The organism is Neochlamydia sp. S13 (assembly GCF_000648235.2).
GTDB lineage: Bacteria > Chlamydiota > Chlamydiia > Chlamydiales > Parachlamydiaceae > Neochlamydia.
Window position 1 is genome coordinate 1,962,889 of sequence record NZ_AP017977.1, and the last position, 26,625, is coordinate 1,989,513.

Annotated in this window: 19 protein-coding genes; 5 read left to right on the top strand and 14 right to left on the bottom strand. The window is 38.6% G+C overall.

Going from position 1 to position 26,625, the window contains the following annotated elements:
- The first annotated feature begins 105 nt into the window (after window positions 1-105).
- Window positions 106-1,359, top strand: coding sequence for an IS21 family transposase (gene istA / locus TY21_RS07610; protein WP_197725046.1), 1,254 nt, complete (start codon window positions 106-108; stop codon window positions 1,357-1,359).
- Window positions 1,356-2,138, top strand: a complete 783-nt coding sequence (gene istB, locus TY21_RS07615; RefSeq protein WP_174232793.1) for an IS21-like element helper ATPase IstB — start codon at window positions 1,356-1,358, stop codon at window positions 2,136-2,138. The genes istA and istB overlap by 4 nt, the downstream gene beginning before the upstream one ends.
- Window positions 2,139-2,396: 258 nt before the next feature.
- On the opposite strand, the gene TY21_RS07620 is transcribed toward istB, so the two are convergent.
- From TY21_RS07620 to htpG, 6 genes are all read right to left on the bottom strand, one after another.
- The gene (locus TY21_RS07620; protein WP_042242611.1) at window positions 2,397-3,818 is read right to left on the bottom strand and encodes a hypothetical protein; all 1,422 of its coding nucleotides are present in this window, start codon (window positions 3,816-3,818) and stop codon (window positions 2,397-2,399) included.
- Window positions 3,819-4,032: 214 nt separating this feature from the next.
- Window positions 4,033-8,550: a tetratricopeptide repeat protein gene (locus TY21_RS07625; RefSeq protein WP_042242606.1), complete on the bottom strand. Its 4,518-nt coding sequence runs from the start codon at window positions 8,548-8,550 to the stop codon at window positions 4,033-4,035.
- Between the two features lie 502 nt (window positions 8,551-9,052).
- The gene (locus TY21_RS07630) at window positions 9,053-9,670 is read right to left on the bottom strand and encodes a hypothetical protein (RefSeq protein WP_130589630.1); all 618 of its coding nucleotides are present in this window, start codon (window positions 9,668-9,670) and stop codon (window positions 9,053-9,055) included.
- Window positions 9,671-9,796: 126 nt separating this feature from the next.
- On the bottom strand, window positions 9,797-9,946 hold the full coding sequence (locus TY21_RS11065; RefSeq protein ID WP_158623049.1) for a hypothetical protein: 150 nt from the start codon (window positions 9,944-9,946) through the stop codon (window positions 9,797-9,799).
- Between the two features lie 105 nt (window positions 9,947-10,051).
- Window positions 10,052-11,188, bottom strand: a complete 1,137-nt coding sequence (locus tag TY21_RS07635) for a metallophosphoesterase (protein ID WP_052354598.1) — start codon at window positions 11,186-11,188, stop codon at window positions 10,052-10,054.
- An 82-nt stretch (window positions 11,189-11,270) separates the two neighbouring features.
- Window positions 11,271-13,127, bottom strand: a complete 1,857-nt coding sequence (gene htpG, locus TY21_RS07640) for a molecular chaperone HtpG (RefSeq protein ID WP_042242600.1) — start codon at window positions 13,125-13,127, stop codon at window positions 11,271-11,273.
- Between the two features lie 165 nt (window positions 13,128-13,292).
- On the opposite strand from htpG, the gene nqrF reads away from it, so the two are divergent.
- Together nqrF and TY21_RS07650 are read left to right on the top strand one after the other, a co-directional pair.
- Window positions 13,293-14,624 (top strand): NADH:ubiquinone reductase (Na(+)-transporting) subunit F, encoded by a 1,332-nt coding sequence (gene nqrF, locus TY21_RS07645; protein ID WP_042242598.1) that lies wholly within the window; start codon window positions 13,293-13,295, stop codon window positions 14,622-14,624.
- Between the two features lie 17 nt (window positions 14,625-14,641).
- On the top strand, window positions 14,642-16,279 hold the full coding sequence (locus TY21_RS07650; protein ID WP_042242595.1) for an NAD+ synthase: 1,638 nt from the start codon (window positions 14,642-14,644) through the stop codon (window positions 16,277-16,279).
- Between the two features lie 44 nt (window positions 16,280-16,323).
- Here TY21_RS07650 and TY21_RS07655 read toward each other — a convergent pair whose 3' ends face one another.
- The 5 genes from TY21_RS07655 to TY21_RS07675 all read right to left on the bottom strand — a co-directional run bounded on the left by TY21_RS07655 (window position 16,324) and on the right by TY21_RS07675 (window position 21,376).
- Window positions 16,324-16,689, bottom strand: a complete 366-nt coding sequence (locus tag TY21_RS07655; protein WP_130589631.1) for a hypothetical protein — start codon at window positions 16,687-16,689, stop codon at window positions 16,324-16,326.
- A gap of 327 nt (window positions 16,690-17,016) precedes the next feature.
- A complete protein-coding gene (locus TY21_RS07660; RefSeq protein ID WP_130589632.1) occupies window positions 17,017-17,367 on the bottom strand; it encodes a hypothetical protein in 351 nt (116 codons plus the stop codon).
- Complete coding sequence (locus TY21_RS07665) at window positions 17,331-18,035, bottom strand: DUF4116 domain-containing protein (RefSeq protein WP_042242589.1); 705 nt, start codon at window positions 18,033-18,035, stop codon at window positions 17,331-17,333. Before TY21_RS07665 ends, TY21_RS07660 begins: the two co-directional genes overlap by 37 nt.
- A gap of 1,063 nt (window positions 18,036-19,098) precedes the next feature.
- Window positions 19,099-20,502, bottom strand: a complete 1,404-nt coding sequence (gene asnS, locus TY21_RS07670; protein ID WP_042242586.1) for an asparagine--tRNA ligase — start codon at window positions 20,500-20,502, stop codon at window positions 19,099-19,101.
- Between the two features lie 10 nt (window positions 20,503-20,512).
- Entirely contained in the window at window positions 20,513-21,376 is an 864-nt protein-coding gene (locus TY21_RS07675) for a deoxyribonuclease IV (RefSeq protein WP_042242628.1), read from the bottom strand.
- Window positions 21,377-21,640: 264 nt separating this feature from the next.
- On the opposite strand from TY21_RS07675, the gene murJ reads away from it, so the two are divergent.
- On the top strand, window positions 21,641-23,251 hold the full coding sequence (gene murJ, locus TY21_RS07680; RefSeq protein WP_079979969.1) for a murein biosynthesis integral membrane protein MurJ: 1,611 nt from the start codon (window positions 21,641-21,643) through the stop codon (window positions 23,249-23,251).
- 625 nt (window positions 23,252-23,876) lie between these two features.
- On the opposite strand, the gene rpsD is transcribed toward murJ, so the two are convergent.
- The 3 genes from rpsD to TY21_RS07695 form a co-directional block, all read right to left on the bottom strand.
- The gene (gene rpsD, locus TY21_RS07685; protein ID WP_042242584.1) at window positions 23,877-24,497 is read right to left on the bottom strand and encodes a 30S ribosomal protein S4; all 621 of its coding nucleotides are present in this window, start codon (window positions 24,495-24,497) and stop codon (window positions 23,877-23,879) included.
- Window positions 24,498-24,690: 193 nt separating this feature from the next.
- Window positions 24,691-25,731 (bottom strand): hypothetical protein, encoded by a 1,041-nt coding sequence (locus TY21_RS07690; protein WP_042242581.1) that lies wholly within the window; start codon window positions 25,729-25,731, stop codon window positions 24,691-24,693.
- Window positions 25,728-26,615 (bottom strand): DUF58 domain-containing protein, encoded by an 888-nt coding sequence (locus tag TY21_RS07695; protein ID WP_042242578.1) that lies wholly within the window; start codon window positions 26,613-26,615, stop codon window positions 25,728-25,730. The genes TY21_RS07690 and TY21_RS07695 overlap by 4 nt, the downstream gene beginning before the upstream one ends.
- Window positions 26,616-26,625: the final 10 nt, after the last annotated feature.

Consider the following 26,625-nt stretch of genomic DNA (forward strand, 5'->3'; position numbering starts at 1 on the left):
CAGCCATAGCAAAATTTGCCCCCTCCTCCACTAAAATTGGAGAATGTAAAAACTATGCAAGAATACAATTGTTCCCTGGATAATTTAAATCCTCAAGGGGAACTTATGAAACAACAAGAAGATGTGGAGCGTATGCTAACCTTGCATACACTTGGATGGGGCCACAAACGTATTGCTAAGGAACTTGGTATCAGTAAGAACACTGTGAAAAAATACCTGAAACAAAAAGGCTGGGTTCCTTATAAAAGTCCAAAACGAAAAAAATTTACCTCTGGACTTGAAGATCGAATAAAGGAATACTTTTTTATTCATAGAGGAAATGCAGACGTGGTTCGGCAAGAACTTTTAAAAAACCATTCTCGCCATATTTCTCTTCGCACTATTGAACGAGCGGTAAAACCTTTTAGAGATGAGCTACAGGTAAAAGCTCAAGCCACCCTAAGATTTGAAACACCACCAGGAAAACAACTTCAGATTGATTTTGGTTCCACTCGTCTATACATTCAAGATAAACTTACTCAGGTTTTTTTGTTCGTTGCCACCCTTGGTTTTTCAAGAAGAATTTACGTTAAGCCTTTTTTACACCAACAACAATCGTCTTGGTTTAAAGGAATAGAGGAAGCCTTTTACTATTTTGGCGGTACTACCGAAGAGGTGCTTGTAGATAATGCTAAAAGTTTAATAACTAAACATCATGCGCTTACAAGAAAAGTCCAATTTAATGAGCGTTTTACTGCTTTTGCAAATTACTGGAAATTTTGTCCTAAAGCCTGCGCTCCTTATCGTGCCAGAACAAAGGGTAAGGATGAGAGAGCTATAGGGTATGTTAAACGCAATGCTATCGCAGGGCACAAGTTTGCTAGCTGGGAATCTCTCGAAAGTCATTTAGAGCATTGGATGCACAATATTTCTGATCAAAGGCTCCATGGTACTACGCGTAAAATACCCTTGAAAGTATTTGAAGAGATGGAAAAAGATGCTCTTCGCCCTTTAAAGGGAAAACCACCCTTCCTGCAGATTCGAGAACTTGACCGAATCGTTCATAAGGATGCTTGTGTGGAGATCGATACGAATAGATATAGTGTTCCTTGGAAGATAATCAAGGAACGGGTCTTTGTTCAGCTAATAGAAAATGAGGTTCGCATCTTCTATAAGCAAACTGAAATTGCTCGTCATGTAGAATGCAAAGGAAAATATCAAAATATACTTAATCCCGAACATCTTAAGGGAATTGTAGGAACCTTTCGGCCAAAAGAGCATGAAGAGATTAAGTGTGTAGAAAATTTAAATTTTATGGATGCAGAGCTATCTAGACCTCTTGCGGACTACGAAAGGTTAGTAGGAGGTAGCTGGTCATGATAATAGAACAAGATAGGCTTGATTCCATGCTAACTCGGCTAAAGCTTTTAGCGATCAGAGATAGCTTAGATTATTTGCTCGATCAAGCTATTGAGCAAAAATTGACACTCAGAGAAAGTTTACAATTGCTTGTGGAACATGAATTATCCTGTAAAGAGGAACAACGGATTAAAATGGCGATAAAGATTGCCAAATTTCCATGTGTTAGGACATTAGAGAATTTTGAATTTGAGAGCCAGCCAACACTGGATAGTAGACAAATCAAAGAACTTTCTGCTTGTCGTTGGATTGCCCATGGGGAAGCCGTGTTGTTTTTGGGGCCTCCAGGTGTGGGGAAAACCCATCTTGCTATTGCATTAGGTAGAGAGGCCATTCTTAAGGGTTATTCCACATTATTCATTTCAGCAACGGCTCTTCTTACTCGGCTTTCGAATGCTCACAAAAAAGGGCAATTAGAAGAAGAATTATGTCAGGTAAGTAAGCCTAAGCTCTTAATTGTTGATGAACTTGGCTATTTGCCTTTTGAAGCCGATGCAGCTCATTTGTTTTTTCAGCTTGTTTCTAGACGTTATGAAAAAGGTAGCATGCTCATCACAAGCAATCGATCAGTAGGAGAATGGGGTACAGTTTTTGGAGATAGTGTAGTAGCAACAGCAATATTAGATCGTCTTCTTCATCACAGTCAGGTGATTACCATTCGTGGAGAAAGTTATAAACTGCGCGAAAAAATGCGTTCGGGACTTGTAAAACGTGGCGAGCCAACGAACGAGAAAAAATAAAACTAGGAGGAGGGGTCAAATATTGCTATGGCTGGGGGTCAATTGTTGGTGTCGCCGGCGAGAGGTGGGGGTCAAAAGTTCATGTCGCCAGGGGGTCAATTTGTCATGTCGCTTGACACCATGATCGCTTACCTTCTTTTTACGACCTAGATGTTAATCAAAATTAACTTGCAGAAGGAGGATTATATCATTTGATTATATTTATTCTTGGTAAAAATAAAGCTCAATCCACTATGAAGTAATTTTTAATTGGAGAAATTAAGATAAAAAGTTCCATGCATTTTTTCTCGCGGTATTCCACCCCTCAGTAGCGGTATTCAACCCATCAGTAATTGTTTCCCTCACATTCTCTACACTATCATTAACAATTTTTCTCACCGAAAAAGTAGGTCTAGGTGTGTCATTAGTGGAAATATTTTCTAATTCATTTATTATGTTTTCACTCCTAGACTTTTGAGATAACTCTTCTGGCAACCTCCATTCATTCCAAATTTCTAATACATAAGACCCATATTTTTCCATGTAAAACTTAAAAAGTTTCGGCTCTAAACGAATATAAAGATATGCTATAATAGAGCTATGAGCACACGTCCCACCGGTTTGCTGGGGAGGCTGCCTCATGTTATTTTTCTGCTCTATAGCACTACTTATCAAAGGCTTAAAGCACTCATATAGCTCATTGATATTAGTACTTTCTTGGATTAAACATCTGTAATTTGCTATGCTGTTAAGAATGTCTAGAAGAGATTCGTGAGTGATTATTACATCTAAATTTAGAGCACACGGGTGTCCTTCGTATTCCTTTGCTTTTTCTCCCGTATTAATTAACGTTACTTTAAAATGTTTGGTGCTTAGATATTCAATTTCTATCATTAAAAGATGGCCCTCAGAAGCACGGCTACTTCCAGGATTTTTCCGAAGATAGCCTACAGGAAAGATAAAGGATTTATTATTCTTCAATTCCTCCCCTATTACCTCAATATAACGTTTAATTTCAGCTTTGGTTTGCGAAGTAAGCTGGTCTGGAGTAGACTTTGAACTGTATTTTTTTGCCATTTCCGCATGCATAGAATATACCAATTTTGTACGCTTACTAGACGATAAAAACCTGGCAAATTCACGGGCTTTTGTCAAATTGTCAATAATTATCTCTAGAGCCTTTTCATAATCTTTTAATTTCTGCTTTCTATTTATAATCTCCGAAGTTTTACACTCATGCTCTGCCTTTTGTAGTTTCGTTATAGCTCCTCCTTCAGTATATGTATGACGCAAAAGATCTACTTCATTTTTCTCTTGTGCAGCTAAAATATCTCTGGCAAGTAGTTGACAGGTCGCAATAATATAGCTTAAAGATATAACATCTGTTAGTCCTTTACCTTTACCTTCACCTTTCAATTCCTCTGCAATAGTAGGACTTTTACTAGAGATTTCATATGGAGGTAAAGGAGAATTTTTAATATAATCCACATACTTACGATAACTTCGAGAAATTTCCTGAAATTTACCCCTTCTTTCATTACTTTTATAAAGCTTTTTTAAATAATCGTTAAACACGCCTTGCATATTCTCAAGCATGGAAGTAACATAATCTTCTCGTCGGCAACGTTTGGGTATATACCTTTCCTGGGAGATTGTAAATGGATAACTGGAATCATCTCTGCCACTGTCAATCTTTAGCATTAAATAGGATCTCCCTGTGAAATTCGTAATAAAGTTATTGTTTCCGTCTGAGTTCTTCCTTATAATTTCAAAAAATAAGGGTAAACTTTTATATTCTTAGTTATTTTATAGGCTTAAAAAATAATGCATCTTTAATTTAAAAATCCCTTATTAGAAAAATAGCTACCTCAAATTAAAGTGTTTTTGAGGGCCGAAAATCAGCTAGCACCAAGTTTTAATTACCCATCTTAGTATGCTCAGTTGCATGTTCTAGGTTGTCTTGTTCTTGGCAAATCTGCCCTAGATGATCATTTATCTGTGCCACGATAGGATGGTTTTCGCCATAATGCTTAAGGCCAATAGCAAGCGCTTTTTTGATATACTCGGCCGCCTGTGCTAAGCTACCTTGTTGGTAGATTATTGTTCCTAAATTATTATAATAAATTGCTAACTGAAGAGGATTTTCATTAGGAAGTTTACGGATAATATTAATCGCTTTCATGGTATACTTAGCCGCCTGCCCTAAATTGCCTTGTTCTTTATAAATTTGCCCCAGTTGGTTGTAGTCTGCTGCCACATCACGATGATGTTCCCCAAAAAGCTTAAGGTTAATATTAAGAGCTTTCTTAATGTGCTCAATCGCCTTTCCTAATTGTTTTTCAATTTTGTAGATCATCCCTAAATCACTATAAAAACCTGCCAAAGTGGAATGATTTTCACCAAAAAGCTTAATATGAATGTTAAGAGCTTTCTCAATATGCTCGGCCGCCTGTTCTAAGTTACCCTGTTCTAGGCAGATCTCTCCTAGGTAATTATTTAGTTTTGCCACATTAGGATGATCTTTACCAAAAATCTTAAGTCCAATAATAAGAGCTTTCTTGAGAAGCTTAGCCGCCAGTCCTAATTGTTTTTGATCTTTGTAGATCATCCCCAAATTGCTGTAAAAAAGTGCCAAAGAGGGATGATTTTCACCAAAAAGCTTGTGGCTAATGGCTATCGCTCTCTCAGTATACTCAATCGCCTGTTCTGGTTTGCTCTGAGTATGATATATTTGCCCCAGATTATTATAACGAAGTGCCACGGTATGATTGTTTTCTCCATAAAGCTTAAGGCTAATTTCGAGCGCTTTCTTGGTATAATCAGCGGCTTGTTCCAAATTATTTTGATCCCAGTAGATTGCTCCTAAGCTGCTATAACTTGTTGCTATAGTGGAATGATTCTCGCCATAAAGCTTAAGGCCAATTTCGAGCGCTTTCTTAGTATACTCAAAAGCCTGCTCTAAATTACCTTGTTCTCGACAAATCTTCCCTAGATTATTATTTATTATTGCCACAATAGGATGGTTTTCGCCATAAAGCTTAAGGTTAATAGCAAGCGCTTTATTGATATACTCAAAGGCTTGGTCTAATTTAGCTTGTTCCCCGTAGATTTCTCCTAAGTTGTTGTAAATTATTGCCACATGAGAATGGTTTTCACCATAAAGCTTAAGGTCGATAGCGAGCGCTTTCTCGGCATACGTAGAAGCCAGCTCTAAATAACCCTGAGTATGGCAAATTTGTCCCAAATTATTGTAGCAACTTGCTACAGTGGAGTGGTTTTCACCAAAAAATTTAAAGTTAATGTTAAGTGCTTTCTCAGTATATTCAGCAGCCTGCTTTAAATTACCTTGTTCCTGGTAGATTTGTCCTAGGCTATTGTAAATTGTTGCCACATTGAAATGATTCTCACCATAAATTTTAAGATTGATAGAGAGAGCTTTCTGGGCATACTCAAGCGCTCTAACTAAATTCCCTTGAGCTCGGTAGATTTGCCCCAAGTTATTGTAAATTGCTGCGACACTTGAATGATTCTCGCCAAATATCTTAAGGTCGATGGTTAGTGCTTTCTCGACATACTCAAGCGCTTTTTCTAAACTCCCCTGTGCTAGGTAGATTTCTCCTAAGTTGTTGTAATCCATTGCTACATTAGAATGATTTTCACCAAAAAGATTAAAGTTAATGTTGAGAGCTTTCTTGATATATTCAGAGGCTTGGTCTAGGTTTCGCTGGTTACGATAAATTTGTCCTAAATTGTTATAAATTGTTGCCACCGTAGGATGGCTTTCACTGTACAGTCTAAGACTAATCTCAAGAGACTTCTTAACATGCTTAAGAGCTTCTTCTAAATTTCCTTGATATTGGCAAATTTCTCCCAAAGTATTGTAATCTCTTGCCACGTTAGAATGATTATCACCATATAGCTTAATGTTAGTCTCGAGCGCTTGATTTATATATTTAGCTGCCATTTTTAAGTTTCCTTGTTCTTGGCAAATTTGCGCTAAATTATTGTAAAGGGTTGCCACTACGGGGTTATTTTCGCCAAAAAGCTTAACATCAATCTTAAGAGCTTTCTTAACACACTTAGTCGCCTTTTCTAAATCTCCTTGCTCCTTATAGATCGCTCCTAAATTATTATAGTCTCTTGCCACCGCAGGATGATATTTCCTAACAGCCAAGTTTTTTTTAATGAAGAGACTAGTATCAATCTTTAGGGCTTTCTTGAAATACTTAAGAGCCTTATTTAAATTTTCATGGGAGTGGTAGATCTGTCCTAGGTCGTTGTAATCTCTTGCTACAGCTGGATGATTTTCACTAAAGATGTTAACATTAATTTCTATCGCTTTCTTAACACACTTGACAGCTTTTTCTAAATTTCCTTGTTCTTTGTAAAGCATGCCTAATTTATTATAACTTATTGCCACTAAAGGAAAATTTCTACCATAGAAATCAAGTTCTATTTCAAGCGCTTTATTAATATATTCCAGGGCTTTTCCTAAATTTCCTTGGCTTTGATAAATCATGCCTAAATTATTGTAATGCCTTGCCATGGCTGGATGATCTTCACCAAAAAGGCTACGATTAATTGAGAACGCTTGGCTGGTATACTTAACCGCCTTGTTGAGATTTCCTTGAGCATTATACAAGAGACCAAGAACCTCTAAGACTTGAGGATTTTTTGGATTTGCTTTTTTCGCTAAGCTGTAATACTTTTTTGCCTCGCCTTGTTGAAAAAGCCTTAGGGCTATATTACCTTGAGTTTGTAAAGATTTATCTTCTAAGTTTGATGATTTAAGCTTGTCTTCATTGCCTTCTAAAAACTCTTGAATGGCTTGATGAAAGGGAATAAAGATATTATAAATTTTTTTTATCTTTTCTAAGGTTTCTTGATCTAAAGCAAACTGCCTTTTTATGAGTTCTGGATGACCCAAAATAAAAGGCTGGATAAGAGGATTCCTCATCTCCATCTGTGCTTGATAATAAGAATAAGTTTTAAGACGCATAAATAGCGTGATACTTATCCATTCCTTTAGCTTTTCAGCACCGCTATCCGTTATAATTCCTTGCTGGTTTAACTGATCTATTCTAGCAAAAGTATCCGAAGGTTTTATTGTTTTGATTAGAGCTAGTCGGTCTAAAGCTAAGTGAGGAAAATGGTAGAAATCATGGGTGACTTTAAAAAGCATGCCTTGCTTTTCATATTCACCTACTTCTGGATCAGAATTCACCATATCAGTTTGAATTAAATGATGCTTGGCTAAATGCTGGCGAAGATCGAGACCCTCTTGATAAGATGTATTAAGCTTTTCTTGGACTTCTTGGCCATATTGCCTGGTTAACTCAATGTTGCCTAGTAGATGAGTGAACGTCAATAGTTCCATCGGAAGATGAGGCTCTTTTTCGTGCCACCAATGATCTTTTTCATCTTTAGCAATATATTGGGCCATTTTTTCAGGAGTTTGAATAAGTTCAAACGTCTTGCCATTTCCAAAAGGTGTTTTACAGCCTTTTCCTTCTACTCCTGTCCCATCAAAGGCAAAGCCACGTGGTGTCATGCCGTCGAAAAAATTGATAGCTTTTAAGCAAGGGATATTTAGAGCAGGAAGGATAGTTTCGCCTAAGTTGATAACCTGCAAGTGAAGTAGACTTGTCAGATTCTTAAAATACTTCTTATTTATAAGATTGTCTTCTTCTATAAGAATACCAAATTCTAGGTCTGAATAAGGAGTCATCTCTTCTCTAGCTAAGGAACCAAAGCCTATCATAGAATATTCACATGGAGCAGGCCCTAGTACATCTATCGCCTGATTTACTAGAAAGCTAAAAAAGCTTTTTATACGCTGCGCGACTTCTTGATAAAGCTCTCTTACTTGTTCAGGAGAAGGAGTTTCAGGCAATGCTTGAATCTTCACCTCTACTTCTTCTCTAAATTTTTTCAGTACTTTGCGATTACCTTCAAATTGCTTTTTTATTACTTCATTGCTTAAAGGCTTTCCTTCACCAAGTTTAGTAAGTAAGCGCTGAGTGTTAAAAAGCTTTTCTTTAAGGCTTTCTAGTTGAGTCTGGGAGGATAGGCGTAAAGCATAATTGTAGAGCCCTGCAGCTTGAAGCAGCGTTTCTGACGTTGCTTTTCCTAAATAAACGTCAGCTAATTTTTCTATATAAAAGCTTTCTTGGATAAAATCTTTTTTGTGAACAGCAAGTTTTAAAGCTAGTTTATATGCTTCTTCTGTTAAAGTACTGTTTTCAATAAGCTGCTTCCATTCTTTACATACCTGTTTAGTGCGAGACAAATCTGGTAATTCCAATCTCTCGAATATTTTTAAGGCAATTTCTGCGAATGCTGATGTACCTCTTATGGAATGAATAGAATTACTCTCTAAATTTTCAAACACAGAGGATATAGTAGGGTGAATACGAAGGGGTTCTAAAATCATAATCTTATTCTTCCTCTATCTAGTTTTAACTACGCTTAAATTTCAACGAACATAAAATATTGCTTGAAAAATTTTTACGGCTTTGTCCTCTCCACCCATACTTGGATATAGGGCCATGGAAAAAACATAATATTTTTTTTCCTCAAATAAATCTATCGCAAAAAAATAAATTTTTTATAAGAGCGACGGAAAGAGCTAAAGTTTAGTGCTTGGCAAATTTTCAGATAACTTAAGAAACTAAATGCTTTTTTGAAGAATTGAATGAAGGAGGCTTAGATAACCTCTTTAAATTCTTCCTTAGATTATTGGTTAGAGGCAAGAATAATTAAAAATGAAGATATCCAATCATAAAATTGAACGTTTATAGAGGTAAAAGATAAACTTTAGCGGTATGACCCCTCAGCAGCTAGATAAGAAATAGAACAAATTTATTCTTTTGAAACCATAAGACTAAAGGTTAAACTGCTACTCCAACAGCTGCTTTTATTTCCTTATATCAAACCTACTTTTCCTCTTTTGAAGCAGGGCTGGCCTTCAATAATATTCCTATCATTTTTACTTCCTGACTTGAATTGTAAGCAAGATACATATGGATTATAGGTTTAAGGCTTAAATGGGAGAGAAATGACCACCAGATCTTCCACTCATGCAGCTGTTTAGCGCTGTAGTAATTGACTTGCCGTTTTTTAAAGGTTTTATCCACTTTTACCACCTCACCAGCTTGTAGATGGATATGCCTTAAAGAAGACTCTTCAAAAAAAGCATCCTTATTGGGAATCAGAAACTCTAATGTATATTCTCCGGGAGTAACGTCTTCTAAGACCACTATCCTCGATCTATTCTTACGATCTTCTACAAAAGCATTGCCTTTAGGATACATTTTTTGAGAATGGTTGCCATCTTTTAACCAAAATCGAATGCGATCCAGTCTATCCCCTTCCAGATCTGTTTTATAATCAACAATTAATGTTCCTTTTTTAACTGCTATCGGCTCTGTCCCATGCAAATTAAATAAGCTTGCCCACCCCAGATAAAAGCATAAGATGGATAATCTTGCTCTACTTAACTTCTTTCGGTAAATTTTTTTTATAATAAAGAATTTATCTATTTTAAAATTCATGCTCTTATTGCTTTGATGAAAGTTTTTTAAAGCTTTACGCCACCCTAAAAAGAAAGAATTTCTCACGCCTCTACCCTTATATATTAATTGTGCTTTTATGAGGATATTCGTCAGTTAAAGCAGGTTTTATTCTTGATTTTGATGGAACAATTCTATTAAATTTTCTTCTTTTCCTAAACTTTCATGAATATTTTTAAAAGCTTTTTTAATAAGAAAATTTACATCGATGCAGTACTCATGTGACCTATAAGGTGAATTTAAAGATATAGACGCCATTAAATCTCTAAAAACCCCTTGCAATTGAAAACCTTGGGTTCCTTTCTTTTTTCAATGGCTCTTATTTTCGTAAAAGGCGAATTAAAAAAAAGAAAATACAGTAAACTATTTATTAACGCCTTCTTGCACAACATCATCCACTATCATGCCAGCTGGTGTGAAAGCTTGCATGCGACGATGGCTGCCGTCTATTGTCACCAGAATAAAAAACTGGGTAGCAGATGATTTAGCAATATACCAGGCTTGCCGTGGTGTTTTGGGGGTTCTTATATTGGCTACCGACCAAGCACCATCTCCTACATATAGAACGCCTTGCTTTTGACGTCGTCCTTTGCAGATAGGATAGGTACGCTTATAGGCATGATCATTATTTTCAAAAGCTACATGAAGCCCATACTGCTCGAATAGAGGGACCCACTGCCGGCGAACTGCTCGGCTAGTTTTATTATAGTAGGAGCGATAAGAGGGGTAGGCAGGAATATGGTAAACTGCAAATTTATGGGGAACCTGACGGCGCTGCCTTAGAACTTGCTTAAGCCATAGAGTTTGAGCTCCACGCACAGGATAAGCATGGCCAGAATCAAGGATGATCAAGCTCATGTAAGGGCTGAAATCCAAAACTTTGTAGCTCTTAAGATCGAGAGTAGGAAAAAGAGCAAAAAAGAATTCTGCCTCCTGGGGTGTCTTGCCGTTGCCTCCTCGTACTTCATGGTTACCAATGCAGGGAACAATAGGAATGAGATAGCCTTCAGAAGTTACCATGGTTTGTTTCCAAATGCGTAACCAATCTATCCATTTTTGCGGATCTTCAGGAATCGATCGATCACCAACAGCACTATAGGCTATATCTCCTCCAATAACTACAAACAGTGGATTAGTAGCGGCTGCTGCTCGATTGGTTTTCTCCATCATCTCCATAGAGCCATTATACATATCCCCCCCTACTACAAAACGAATGGGAAGATTGGAATCTGCAGGCATCGTACGAAACTTGTAAATGTGTTTATCTGCACCTAGGCGAAAACGGTACCCACTAGATGGCATTAGGCCTACTAGCTCTACACGATGGATCACATAAGGCAACTGGGAGGGCATAGGTCTATGCTGGCTCTCCTTCCTATGCCACACCTCTTCTCCTTCCCTCTGGTATTCAATGAGATCCTGGGGCTGCGCTTGAGGAGTTATCCAGCAAACATGCATGGTCGATTGAGGATGATGTTGCCAAGTTAAATAAATACTCAAAATCTCCTCATCTGCCCACGTTGAACACGGAAACAGAAAAATAAAGCAGCAGCTCAAGACAAATAGGGACGTTTGCATATAACTATTCCTGGCTCACTTCCTGAGTCACTTCCTGCGCTAATTTTTCTAGAATATGTACTGTCCTAGCAATAAAGTCTTCTAGTAAAGAAGGATCCATCTCACGCTGAGACAAAAGCGCCAGCTCATAAGCTTCTTTAACTAATGCAGAAGCAAGCTCAGAATTTTTAGGTTCTAGTTTGTAGATGGCATTTATTAAAACATTGTTAGTGTTTACTACGAAAGTTTTCTTACCTAAATGCGCAAACTGAGAGGCTCCTTCTTTAGGATTCATAGCTACCATATAATCACGCATACGGCGTTGATTTTCATCCTGCAGAATAAAACCTGGTAATGCATTGCTAGCTAAGCTTTTAGCTTCTACTTCGATTTTATCATCCTTCAATTTGGCACGAATAAAATCGGCAAGCTTGGCGGCCTCAGTTTTTCCACTAGCATCTAGAATGGTTTTTTCACGCTCTTTATCAACAATATGCTCAGCCAAAGCGGCATCTACCCGCTGAAAAACAACTGGAGTTAGCTGCCTTTCTAAATGTTGCATTACATATACATCCACAGGATGATTGGCGCATAGAATTCCTATTCCCTGATTTTTATACAAGGCCTGTAGGGAGCTCATATGCTGTTCATCTTTTGTATAATAGATCTTTTCCGCTGTTTTTTCGCGGTAGAGATCTAAGTATTCTTGGGCGGTAATCCACTCCCCTTCAACAGTTTTCCAGATAAGAAAATCTTTCACCCGCTCATATAGCTTATCGTCTTCCAATATACCTAGCTTGACTACAATAGAGATATCTTCCCAGCTTGCTACAAAACGCTCTCTTTCATTGCGATAAAGCGTAGCAAGGCTATCAAATACTTTTTTAGCAATATGTCCTGAGAGCTGGCGAACTGTACGATCAACCTGCAAATAGCTACGGGAAACGTTTAAAGGAATGTCAGGACTATCAATGATTCCTCGCAAGGCCATCAGATAGTTAGGAATTACATCTTTGCAATTGTCTGATACAAAAACCCGGCTGCAGTATAATTTGACCGTATTTTTTTCATTATCGTAATCTCTGCGCACCTTAGGAAAGTAAAGAATTCCTTTAAGGTGAAAGGGATAATCGGCATTAAGATGCACCCAAAAAAGAGGATCCTCTTCCATAGGATAGAGATGATGATAAAAATCTAGGTAATCTTTCTGCGTGCAATCAGCAGGATTTTTGATCCATAAAGGTTCTTGGGTATTAATATGGGTGGTGCCTAGATAGACAGGATAAGGTAAAAATGAACAGTAATGAAGCATTACCTGCTTAAGGCGATATTCGTCCAAATACTCTTCATTATCTTTATCTACGAAAAGCGTAATCTCTGTGCCTCGGGTGGGGCGGCTGCCTTTTTCTATCGTATACTCAGAAGAGCCATCACAGGACCAAAAAACGGGCTCTGCGCCTTCTTTATAGGAGAGAGTATTAATCTCTACTTTACTTGCTACCATATAAGCTGAGTAAAATCCTAATCCAAAATGACCGATAAATTGATCTTTTTCTTCATTGGTTTTATATTTATGGACAAATTCTTCTGCTCCCGAAAAAGCAATCTGCGCGATATACTTTTGCACCTCTTCGGCATCCATTCCAATGCCATTATCCGTAAATTTTATAGTTTTATTATCCTTATCAATTTGAATTTCTACCTTAAAGTCTTCATCGTTAGCTTGTATCTGTTCTTGGTCACGTAAAACTTTAACTTTTCGAATAGCATCGCAAGCGTTGGAAACAAGCTCGCGAACAAAAATATCTTTATCAGAGTAGAGCCATTTTTTAATGATAGGTAAAATATTTTCGCTATGAATTTCAAGATTCTTTTTGATCATGTCTAAATCCCTATGAAATTGTATGATTTAAAAAAGAAAAGCATAAAGAATTTCCTTTTTTAGGGGAAGAGTAGTTCTTTATTCTTCTTGAAGAGTGATGTTTTATCAGTTGCTGTTAAATGAGTATGCAAGCTATACCTAAAAATAGCCAAGCGAGTAAGCCTTATGGATTCATTATTTAACTTTACGATAGCTTCCCTAGGAGGCATCGACATTTTTCTTGTGGCCTATGCCATTGTAGCTTTTGTCATGATCGGCACCGGCCTTGCCGGGATCATTTTATTTACCCGTGCTAAATTTGTTAGCAGTGAAGCTTGCACCATTAAAGTTAACGAAGATCCTTCTCTCACCAAAACAGTAGCCGGAGGAAGTACACTTTTATTAGCTTTGAGCTCCAATGGTATTCCGATTCCCTCTCCTTGTGGAGGCAAAGCAACCTGCAAGCAATGCCGGGTGCAAATTCTAGAGGGCGCTAATGAACCTTTAGAGACTGATAAAGGCACTTTTACTAAGAAGCAATTGAAAGAGGGCTGGCGCTTATCATGCCAAGCTAAGGTCAAAAACGATCTGCATCTGCATGTTGAGGCTGATGCACTTGGCGTCAAAGAATGGTCTGCCACGGTGATAAGCAATCAAAATGTGGCCACCTTTATTAAAGAATTAATCGTAGAACTTCCTGAAGGAGAAGAGGTGCCTTATCGCTCAGGAGGATATTTGCAATTTCATGTTCCTCCTTTCCAAGCGAATACGGAGAGCTGGAAAAACACCATGCATCCTCAATACCATGAAGACTGGGAAAAATTTGGATTAGTAGGACATTCTCTTGACTTTAGCAATCTACCTACAGGTTCTGAAGAGGTTATTCGCGCCTATTCTATGGCCTCCTACCCGGCAGAAGGCCGAACTTTACGATTTAATATTCGCATTGCCACTCCACCTTTTATCGCTGGGAAGCTAGCAGAAAAAATTCCTTGGGGAATCTGCTCTAGCTATACGTTTAATTTAAAAGCAGGTGATAAAATCAAGCTTTCAGGACCTTATGGCGAATCCTTTATGATCCAAGATAGCCGTGAACTTATATTTCTTATCGGTGGTGCTGGCTCATCGTTTGGACGTAGCCACATCATGCATTTGTTCAAGACAGAACAGACGCACCGTAAGGTAACCCTATGGTATGGAGCGCGCTCTTTAAAAGAAAATATTTATCAAGCTGCCTATGAAGAGCTAGAAAAAGAATTTTCCAACTTTCACTATCATTTAGTTCTTTCTGAGCCCCTTCCTAGTGATCTTGAAACTGGCTGGCCCGCTAATGATCCTGTAAAAACAAATTATCTTTTTAAAGCTTTTGAAATAGGCCAGCTAAAGCTTATGGAAGCACCCGAAGAATGCTTGTTCTATGTCTGTGGCCCTCCTTTGCATAATAAAAGTGTTCTTAAGCTTTTAGAGGATTATGGCGTTCCTCGGGAAAGCATTGTTCTCGATGATTTTGGAAGCTAACACCCTATTCTATTAAAATGAAAATACTTGCTGCGCAAATCAATCCTACCATCGGTGCTTTAAAAGAGAATACTGACAAAATTTTGCAGGTTATAGCTCATGGTAAAAGGATAGCGGCCGATCTTATCTTATTCCCTGAATTGACGCTAACTGGTTATCCACCTCAAGATTTGCTTTTACTCCCACATTTCATGGAACAAGTTTTGTTGCAGCTGGACAAAATCCGCGAAGCTTGTATAGACATTATCGCCATCGTAGGTCTTCCCCGACCTAATCCTGATCGTAGAGAAAAGGGCTTGTTTAATAGCGCAGCAATTATTCAAAATCAGAAAATTGTCGGATTTCAAGATAAATTTCTTTTACCCACCTATGATGTTTTTGATGAAAGACGCTATTTTGAACCTGCGACAAGCACAAAGACATGGAATCTAAAGGGTAAAAGGGTTGGCATTACTGTGTGTGAAGATATTTGGCAGCATAGCGCTCTTGTTGCAGAAACCTCCTATCATAAAAATCCTGTGGAAGAGCTCCTTCCTTTAAAGCCTGAACTTTTGCTCAATCTCTCTGCCTCCCCTTTTAGCCTCTCTAAATTTGCCACTCGCATGAAAGTCTGCTCTGAAGCGGCTAGAACATTACGTTGCCCCCTTATCTTCTGTAATCAAGTAGGAGCCAATGATAGCTTAATTTTTGATGGTTACAGTCAACACTTAAATGCTAAGGGAGAACTAGTGCATCTCGCCAAAGGGTTTGAAGAAGATTGGCTGTTAATAGATCTAAACGCTTCATCTCCCCTTATTTACCCGCAAAAGATAGCTACTGAAGAGCTTTATAAAGCTCTTATTCTAGGAGTAAAAGATTACTTTCACAAATCAGGCTTTCAGAAAGCATGCCTAGGATTATCAGGTGGTATTGACTCAGCCGTAGTGGCTTGTATTGCTGTAAAGGCCTTGGGTGCTAAAAATGTGATGGGAGTCAGCATGCCCTCCCGTTATTCCTCCCCTGGCAGCAAAGAGGATGCCCAAATATTAGCCCACAACTTGGGCATCGATTATCGACAAATTTGTATTGAAAAAGCTTTTCAAAGCTACCTGGAATTATTAGAGCCTCAATTTAGAACACTACCGATCGATCATACGGAAGAAAATTTACAAGCACGGGTACGAGGGATGATTCTCATGGCTCTTTCAAATAAATTTGGGCATATGGTTTTGAACACAGGAAATAAAAGTGAGCTGGCAATGGGCTATTCCACCCTTTATGGGGATATGTGTGGAGCTTTAGCAGTCCTTGGCGATGTCTTAAAAAGGGAGGTTTATGCTCTAGCCCGCTGGATTAATCGTCACCAAGTTATCATTCCGCTAAGCACGCTTGATAAACCCCCTTCTGCAGAGCTAAGACCTAACCAGACCGATCAAGATTCCCTCCCTCCTTATGAAACAATCGACCATATTTTACAAGCTTACGTAGAAGAGGGCCAATCCTCTGAAAGGATTGCTAAAAATTTTGACTATCCTGTGAAATTAATAGAAGAGCTTATCCGAAAGATTCACCAAAATGAATACAAGCGTCGTCAGTCACCTCCCGCCTTACGTATCTCTGAGAAGGCCTTCTTAACAGGCCGCTGCTTTCCTATTGTGGAGCGTTGGATAAACTAAGATTTAGCGGCCTTAAAAAAAAGCTCTATACACCCTTTTGCTTCTTAATCAAGAATATCTTCTATTCTCATTTTCTTAATGGTTCTATTTAAGCATAAAGGGCACAAACGCTCTTCCTGATACTGTTGTAGTATATCAGCAGCTTTTTTGCAAATCATGCAAACCTCTGGAGGTGATAAGCTGTCTGCTTGGTCTAGATTTTTCTTACGAATTGCGATGCGAGCTTTTAGACGCTCGATTAATTCAGCATTTCTTGTAGATTGAGAGCTAACTTTTTTGCTACAAGCTTTTTTTTCTAAGAGAGGAGGATTTTTCTTTAAACGAGATAATCCCTTGGATAAGAAAAACATACTATCTTGAGGTTCAAGAATATGCTTGATTAGGGGTGCATGGTGGTATGTGCAATTCATGAGTCTTTCATAAAAAATTTATATCTTAGGTTAAGTGTAAGCTTTTTTTTCCTGCAACATCAATTCCCTGCATAAAAATGAAGCGTTTTATAAATAACATTTAATTAGCAAAATATTTTATCGCAAGAGCAAAAAATTAATAAGCAACATACACCCTAGTGTAAATCTTCCCAGTCTTACATAAACACCTATCATACTGCCTATAAATGCATTAAATTCAGCTTAACGCTATAGGGTAATTGCATGCATATTCTTAAGGGGCTTTTGCCTTTGATAATAATAGTCACGTCCATTCGCTTGATGCCTCTGCTGCCAGTAAAGTCCATTTTAGCCGAAATTTCTAAGATGGCTTAATAGAAATATTTGTGGATCTATTACTAGAGGGCTAGATTCTTGCCAAGCATATCTCATTAAATTAAATCCTCTCTTTAGAAATTCCGCCTTATCGATAGTTAGTATACCATCTTCTTTATCTTTCAACACTTCCATTTGTAAGCTGTTTCTTACTGCATCTGCTTGCCTAAAAAGCTTTAAGCCTATCAAATGCTGAAAAACGTAAAACGGTGTCAAGCACTGCGCTAATATCACCAAACATCCCACTTTTTTGCTGAAAAGTGACACGAGCCAATTTCCTAGCGTTTTTAAGCCTGTCGGTAAAGCCCATAAGTACCCAGCCATTTTCGATCATCAGCGGCCACCATAACTTCCCAATGTTTTTGCAAATCTTCGCTAGCATACTTAAGCGCCAAGTGATTACGCTGGACGGCAGCAAGCACGACTTCCCTATCGTTGCGGAGCTGTTTGCTAGCATACTTAAGCGCCAGGTGATTACGCTGGACAGCGGCAAGCACGACTTCCTTGTCGTTTCGAAGCTGTTTGCTAGCATACTTAAGCGCCGAACCGTTTTCCTGAATAGCGTCAAACACGACTTTCTTATCGTTTTGAAGCTGTTTGCTAGCATACTTAAGGGCCAAACCGTTTTCCTGAACAGCGGCAAGAACGACATCTCTATCGCTTTTAAGCGTATTACTACCATCCTTAAGAGCTAAGCCATTCTTTTGAACACTAGCTAGCAAAGCTTTCTTTTCCTTATTGCATACTACATCATAAATTCCTACAAGTATGTTTCCTAGAACAGGAACTAACAAAATTAAGCACCGCCTAAAGCTTTTTTGGTCAAGGTGAGTGTAATAGACGTTTTTGGATATATTCTCTTTTTGCTTAAAAGGTAAAATAACAACTTTTTGAAAGATATCGACTAAATTAGTCACCGTGCTGACGATAGGTATGTAGTCAGCCCCTCGATCAATAGATAAGCAAGCTTTAGATAAAGAATTTATTAGCATGAATCCTCTATTGGTGGTAAATTTATAATATTTCTATCATACAAAATTTCTCTTAAAAAGAAAACAATAACAACTTTTATATGGAGAGATCATCAAGTAGTTCTATAAATTAATATGATTTAATAATTGCCCAGGAGGCAATAGCATACATACCCTTCACTGCCTTTAGGAATAATAGTAAAAGACACTGATTTGATGCTTTGGCAGCCATAAGATCACTTTGGGCACTAGTTCTAGCAAAACTTATTAGACGTTCGTGCATAGATTAAAGAACACCTATCTTCTTATAAGGGCTATGCAATTAAATTAAATTCCGTGCTGGTAGGAACTTCTTTCCATTAAGTTCTTGTCAAAGCTCTTTAGCATCCCCTGCAGATAGGGTATAACAAGGAACAGGCGGCCTCGGAAGCTGGCAGGACAATTAGCTGTAAAAGTAATTCTTAGCAGAGCTTTTAGAGGCAAATCATAAACGGCTTTAATCATCAGTACCCCTAGGATAGATTCAGCGGAGGAATTCTTGGGCACCCCTTCTTACCCATGTTTTTATTTTCCCTCCATCCTTTAATGGCTTCATCTTTAGAACCATAAAGTTATGCTTTCTCTTTGCATTAAAGCGTTGTTATACGCTTTGAAAAAACTTAGTCTGCATAATCAACCCGCTGAAACATGTCTCTCTACTTAGTTCGAGGGCCAGGGGGTTTTATAAATTACGGGGCTGCATAAGGATTATCTTAAAAGCGTATTATACTCGGACTAATTACATAAGTGGTAAGTAAGTTCTTTTTTCCATTGCGTGCCTATATTTTTGTTTTTGCAAGCTAATTTTATAGTTTTTAAGTGTGAAAGAGCCATCTTATCGCCTCGCTTCCTATCATTTACACAACAACGCTGATCAGACTAAGCAGAGCATCTTATGTTTCATGGCATAATTGTTAATGATAAATACAAGAATCTTTTTGAAAAAAGAAAAAGCTAAAAGCTTCATACACCACTATTCTAAAGTTATAGCTGTTTACAAAACTTTTTTATTATTTCAAAGCCTTGTAAACAGTTTTAGAAAACTTTAAAATTCAGCTTTACCAGGATAACGAGGAAAAGGAATAACATCGCGTATATTTTCCATCCCAGAAACAAACTGAATGAGACGTTCAAATCCTACGCCATACCCAGCATGGGGGACAGTCCCATATTTACGTAGCTCAAGATACCACCAATAATCATCTGGCGATAGACCACCTGCTTTGAGCTTGTGCTCTAGCACATCTAAACGTTCTTCTCTTTGGCTACCACCTATGATCTCCCCTATTTTAGGCACAAGAACATCCATAGCTGCCACTGTCTTGTTGTCGCTATTATCCCGCATATAGAAAGCTTTAATCTGCTTAGGATAATCCGTTAGGATGACAGGCTTGGCAAAAAATTCTTCTGCCAAATAACGCTCATGCTCGGATTGCAAATCTAGCCCCCATTTCACCGGGTATTCAAAATTTTTTCCTGATTTCTCAAGGATGCGTACTGCATAAGAATAGGTGGCCCGTTCAAAAGGTGTATTAATGACATGCTGCAAACGCTCAATTAATCCCGTGGAAACATGCTTGTCAAAAAACTCCATATCTTCCGCGCAATTATCTAAAGCATACTTAAGAACAAATTTAAGATACTCTTCTGCATTATCCATGTTGTCATTAATATCGGCAAAAGCCATTTCTGGCTCAATCATCCAAAACTCTGCTAAATGGCGGGAGGTATTAGAATTTTCAGCGCGAAAAGTGGGGCCAAAGGTATAAACATCCGATAAAGCACAGGCGTAAATTTCGCCATTGAGCTGGCCAGAAACAGTGAGATAAGCAGGCTTACCAAAAAAGTCTTGGGAGTAGTCGATCTGCCCATTAGGAAGGCGCGGATTAGCACTAGGCTCCAGCGTTGTAACCCGAAACATTTTTCCCGCCCCCTCGCAATCAGAGGCCGTAATGACAGGTGTATGTAAATATAAAAAGCCTTTTTGCTGATAAAAAAGATGGGTAGCAAAGGCTAAGCTATTTCTTAAACGAGTAATAGCCCCTAAAGTATTCGTGCGGGGGCGAAGATGAGCAATCGATCGCAAAAATTCAAACGAATGGCGTTTTTTCTGTAAAGGGTAGGCTTCTGGATCGCATGTGCCAATGATAGTTAAAGATTTAGCTTGCATTTCCCAAACTTGATCTTTACCAGGATTTTCTACAATCTTGCCCACTACGGCAACCGATACGCCGGTAGATAGATGGCTAAGAATTTTCTCATAATCAGGTAAATCTGGATTCAGAATAACTTGAAAGTTTGAGAGGGTAGATCCATCGTTAACTTCGGCAAAGGAAAAAGTTTTTTGATTGCGAACAGTTCGCACCCAGCCTTTAATCGTCACCTCTTGTCCTAATAATGAAGGAACTCCAGGAGCCGGGTATTTGAGTTGTTTAATTTTTACGCGCATAATAATAGCCTCATGATTTTACAAAGTCTCGTAGCATTTGAATTTCAACTTTCCATATAAGGGGGTCTTTGGGAGTCTCAAGGTATTTAGGCATCGCTTGAGTTTGAGGATGATTCATTAAAAATTTAAAGCAATCCATGCCAATAAGTCCTTTACCCAGATATTGATGCCGATCTACACGGGAGCCTAAACCTTTAAGTGAATCGTTAAGATGAAAGGCATATAGATGTTTAAAACCCACCAGTTGATCAAATTTTTTAAATGTTTCCTCACAAGCTAAAGTCGAACTTAAATCATAACCGGCAGCAAAAAGGTGGCAAGTATCTAGGCACACCCCTATCGGCAGGCGATTCTCTACTTTGTCTATAATATAGGCTAACTCCTCAAAACGCCAGCCAACTGCCGACCCTTGCCCTGCAGTATTTTCTAAAAGTAAGCGAGTATCCCCCTCTTGAAGAAGAGGCTCATAAGTTAACAAGCTCTCCACGATTCTATCTAAGCATTCTTGAGGGTCTCTATCAATCGCTGCACCTGGATGAAAATTTAAAAAAGAAATACTCAGCTTTAAACAACGCTCGATCTCAAGGCCAAAAGCTTCGCGACTTTTTCTCAAATTTTCTGGATCCGGTGCCCCCAGGTTAATCATATAGCTAGCATGGCTCATAATTTTTTGCAAATGAGTTTCTTTAAGTGCCGCATACCAAGCATCGATAACCTCTGGCATTAAAGGTTTTGCATTCCACTGCCTTTGATTACTGGTAAAGAGCTGAATAGTAGTCGCTCCTATCTCTTGTCCCTCATATAAAGCATTCTGTACTCCCCCAGCTGCCGAGGTATGAGCTCCTATGAGAAGATTTTCGGCTTTTGTTGTCATCTGATCCCCTCTTCTTTCCAATTTTATAAGCACGCCATCATAACAGCCTAGCCGGTTGTTGACAAGAAAAGTAGCATCACCTGTAAGGTGCAAAATAAAAAAAAGAGCTAGCTTGTTGTTTAAAATAATTTAAACTTTCTAAAACATAGAAGAAGCTCTAATTAAGAACCGCACTTCTTCATGCATTCGTGGCCTTCAATCTACCCTTGCTTTCTTTTGTTTCTTTATTGATAATATTTTCTTTAACCAAACTTAAAAATTGCCATGACAGATTCCACCCCTAGCATTATCCGTTCAGCAAGCCGCTTTTTTAGTGGAACAATGTTAAGTCGTATGACGGGCATGGTACGAGATATAACCATGGCTTTTGCTTTTGGCACGCAAGCATCCGTGGCAGCTTTTCTAGTCGCTTTTCGCTTTTCTCATCTACTACGTAGGCTTTTAGGCGAAGGGGCCTTGCAAAGTGCTTTTATTCCTCAATTTGAGAAACTACGCCATCAAGATCCTCAAAGAGCGGCTGCATTTTTTCGCAGTTTAACGTTGGCTTTAAGTATCCTTCTCTCTGTCCTTGTAATCCTAACCATGGCCGTGCTTTGGGGTGTTCTTATGTGGGCCAACCTAGACGAAGGAAACGCTGAGATTGCTCAGCTTACCTTATTAATGATGCCAAGTCTCATTTTCATTTGCCTGTACGGTATAAATGCTTCCTTATTACAGTGTGAGAAAAGCTTTTTTACGGCAAGTGTAGCGCCTGTAGCTTTTAATCTTTTATGGATTGTAGGAATTTTATCTTTAAAACATCTACCTTCTAAAGAAGCTATGCGTTGGTTAACACTTTTTGTGAATCTAGCCTGTTTAGCTCAATGGGCTGTTACACTTCATCAGACTAAGAAATGCTTAAGAGCTTTAGGAAAAAATTTGGGGAGTGCCGCTAAAAATATTTTTTCCAACGATATAGGCTCCTTATTAGCTCCTTTAAGCCTGGGAATCATTGGTGTAGGGGCTTCGCAGATCAACAATGCTTTAGATGCCGTCTTTGCGCGCTTTGCAGATGCCGCAGGGCCGGCTTACCTATGGTATGCTATGCGCCTTCAACAGCTTCCTTTAGCTCTATTTAGTCTAGCTATCGCGGCAGCTACACTTCCTCCTCTTGCTCGGGCCATTAAAAATGGCGATAAAAAGCAGTTTAGCAAGTTTTTAGACTTTTCCCTCCGTAAAAGTGTGGCTTTAATGCTACCCATTAGTGCAGCTATTTTTGCTTTAGGGGCTAGCAGTATCACCCTAATCTATGGACATGGAGGCTTTGATCAGCTAGCCGTTGCTCATACAACTTTATGCTTATGGGCCTATGGATTAGGATTATTTCCTATGTCGATCGTGCTTATTTTAGTCCCTGCTTTCTATGCGCAAGGCAACTATAAAATTCCTACGCAAATCTCCATTGCTTCTATTTTGTTGAATTTGATACTCAATTTTTTGCTAGTTTTTATTTTTGAAAGGGGTGCTGCTAGCGTAGCTTTAGCGACAAGCATCAGTGCATGGATGAATATGTTTCTACTCATATCCAAGTTAGAAGGAAAAAGTGGCTATGTTTTATCCCCCAGGCTAAAAGTAAGCATTTGGAAAATCAGCTGTGCAAGCTTGTGCGCTCTCGTTGTATGTGTAGCCTTTTCTCATTATTGGATAGCTGAAAGTTCATGGGTGCTATGGAAGGAAGGCATAGAACCTCTAGGGCCTAGAGGCTTATTTCAGCAACTTGGCATACTAGCCCTGCAAGCCTTCATTTTTTTGTTTAGCTTGATAGGAGCAAGTTACCTTTTGCAAGTTGACGATATTTTAAAGATCCATAGAAGCGAAAGTCCTCTTAATCTTTGATTACATTTTATGCAAAATAAGACTACGGCTATAAGATAAAAAGAATGTCCTTAAAGGATAATCAGCTAACAACCTTTCCTACTAAGATAGCTTTAAATGCTCCAAGATAGATGTTTTGATAGAGTTTCCGAGACTGCCTCTTAAATTTCTGTTCTTCTCCTCTCTTGTAGACAATAGGCGGATTAAGCACATGCCTTATGAAAATTTTGACAAGTTATAATCATTTTAACCACGGATCCCCTTTTATTATCCTGGACATTTTCATTTTTTGCATATAAAAATTACTTGGCAAAATCTTGGTAGAAAAAGCATGGATCGCAACTGATTAAAAGATAAACAATAAATAAAAAATGTTGCTTTGCTTTTTTATCAATTTGATAATGCACCTACCATGTTTATAAGAAAGCAATTATTGCCTTCCTATTAGCTTAGACTATCTAAAAAATGGGAGGGCCTCTTGATTGTTTTTGTTGAAAAAAGCATTAAAAAGTTTAGCTAAGAGTAAAGAACGGATCCCCAAGCTGGGAAGCAAAAAGTTTTGCTAGAACAAAAAGAAATAATAAAAAAAGCCCTAGCCTAAGATGACTTAAACCAGGGCTTATCAATTCTATACGCTCAACTTTTTTTAAGTGGAGTGCGCTAAAAAGTCACAGATTTCATGTAATTTGATTTCAATGGGCCAAGGCATCTGCTCAGGTGTAGGCATCGCTAGAAGCTGTCCACCAAAGTTTTCTTTATCAAAGGAAAGATAATCAGGGACAGAGCGAGAGGGATTATCTAAAGACTGTTGAATAGCTTTCATTGACCGAGACTTTTCTTTTACAGTAATCACCATGCCAGGTCGCACTTGGAAAGAGCGACGGTCAACTTTTTTGCCATCCACGAGAATATGACCATGGGAAACAAGCTGATGGGCAGCGAAAATAGTGGAAGCAAGTTTAAGGCGATAAACAATCGTATCCAAACGACACTCTAGCAGTTCTGCAAAGTGCTGGGCAGTGTTACCAGCCATGTTAAAAGCATGCTTGTAATAAGCAACGAGCTGCTTTTCACTAAGCATACCGTAGATAGCTTTAAGTTTTTGCTTCTCTTCAAGTTGTAAGCCATAATCTGATTTTTTACGGCGGCGTGCTCCGTGCATACCAGGGGGATTGGGTTTATGCAACAAAGGGTTGCGTGTGCGGCCGAAAATATTTGCACCGAAACGTCGGGCAACGCGGTTTTTATTACCTGTGTAACGAGCCATTGGTTCTCCTAAAACGATTTGCAGGTACGATTATCCTTGTGATAAATCGCAAGTCGAAATTATTACACATTCCTTGACTTTTCTGCAAACATTCTCTGATTTTAAGCTTTTCTGAATGCTTTTTTCTTTTGCTATTTATAAAATAATCTATAAAGATGGCCCTTTTTGAGAAGAAGATTTTAAATAAAAAAGATTAAATAGGATCATCTTGAATAAATTGGATAGCTAATTTATAGGCAATCTCACATTCTTCGATGTTAGGATAATAACGCTCGAATTTGACTCTATCAGCCTGTTGAAGAAAGTGGGCCAACTGCTGACGGAAGGAGCTGGAAAAAACCGAGCTTTGGGCCACCTCGGCTAAAAATTCGGGAGTTGTGCTAGTGGCTGCGGGAATATGATATTTTTTTTGAATATAAGTTCTTAGAGTATCAGTTAAATGCACATAAAAATTGTCAAAAAGCCCTTTAGCCGGCAATTGTTTACTTCGCAATTGCCTAAGTTCTGCTAAAGCTGATTTCTTTGCAATCTTTGCTAATTGCTTAGATGTTAAAGGTTTTTTAATAGAAAAAGATTTTAGAAAAAAACAAAGATAGAGGGCGATTAGGACAAAGCATCCTATTTGTATCCAAGGTAGCTGCTTGTCATGCATTTGCTTTACATTCCTCTCGGCCTCTTGCTTTTGCAAAGAAAGATCGTTCAATAAAAGCTTTTGATTTTCCTCACTTAGCTGCATAGGAAGTTTTTTCTCAAAAGTCAGCAAAGATGCAAAATCCTCGGGGATTTGGGAAGTTATTTCTGGGGCGGTGACTTTAATAGGATAAAGCTCGCTTACAATCTTCTTTAAAGGAGCGCTCTTATTTTCTGCTATAAAATCGATATCGTAGAAAGTGAGGAACAGCTCTCCCAAGCGTCGCGGCTGTAATATGAGCACAATTTCTTGAGAAAACCTTCCTTTAGCATGTTCTTGAGGATTTTCTATTTTCATCTCCACTAGAGCAAAAGGATGCTCATAAAAGCTGCTGCTTCTAAGAAGATTCTGTTGCAGCTTTTTTGAATCGATCTGATATCCAGCTGGGAAAGTTAATCCTAGATGGACGGTGAGAAAATCATTAATCGAAACGGTTGAAGCAGCAGGCGTGATCACTACCTCAAATTCTTTTTCGTCTGCTATACCCTGAACAAAGGGGAAGAAAAGACCCAGCAGCATCCACAAAAAAAACCAGGCGTTCATCTCCTTTTCCTCGCGCGCATTCTAAAAAATTTACGTAAAAGAGGTGCATAAGGTTGATCGGTATATACTTCTACTAAACCTACGCCGTTTTTTATTAATAAAGCACGATAAGATTCTACCCGAGCCTTAGCCTGATAAGCAAATTCCCTCTGGAAAAGCTCACTAGAGCTATCTACCGTAAAGCTAGCGCCTGTTTCTAAATCAGCTAAATGGATTAATCCAAAATGAGGGAAAGAAATTTCATAAGCATCTATTAAAGCTAGAGCAATTAAGTCGTGCCGCTTAGCTGCTAGGGCCAACTCATGTGCATAAGGCTTAGAACATATAAAGTCGGTGAGCAAAAAGCAGACAGCTGGCCGCCTCTGAATCTTCCCCAAATAGGCCAAGGCAGCAGCCAAATCAGTTTCATGTTCTTTAGGTTTGAAAGCTAAAATTTCACGTATTAGGCGTAAAACATGCCGAGTTCCCTTAGCAGGCGGAAGATATTTCTCTACTCCCTTGGAAAAAAGAATAAGCCCTATTTTATCATTATTTTTGATAGCTGAAAATGCTAGCAAAGCACTAATTTCTGCAATTAAATCGCTTTTAAAAGAAGAGCTGCTACCATAGCGCGTAGAAGCCGATACATCAACCAAGAGCATTACGGTCAGCTCACGCTCTTCGCGAAAGCTTTTAACAAAAGGACGATTCATGCGTGCGGTCACATTCCAATCAATAGAACGAACATCATCCTCTGCCTGATAGTCTCGCACTTCTTCAAATTCCATACCTTGCCCTTTGAAAGCCGAGCGATAGGCTCCTGCCAACAGATCATTGGCTAGCTGAGTCGTTTGGATTTGAAGACGATGAATTTTCTTATAAAGGGCTACGTTAAACTCAACCATGGGCTACTAA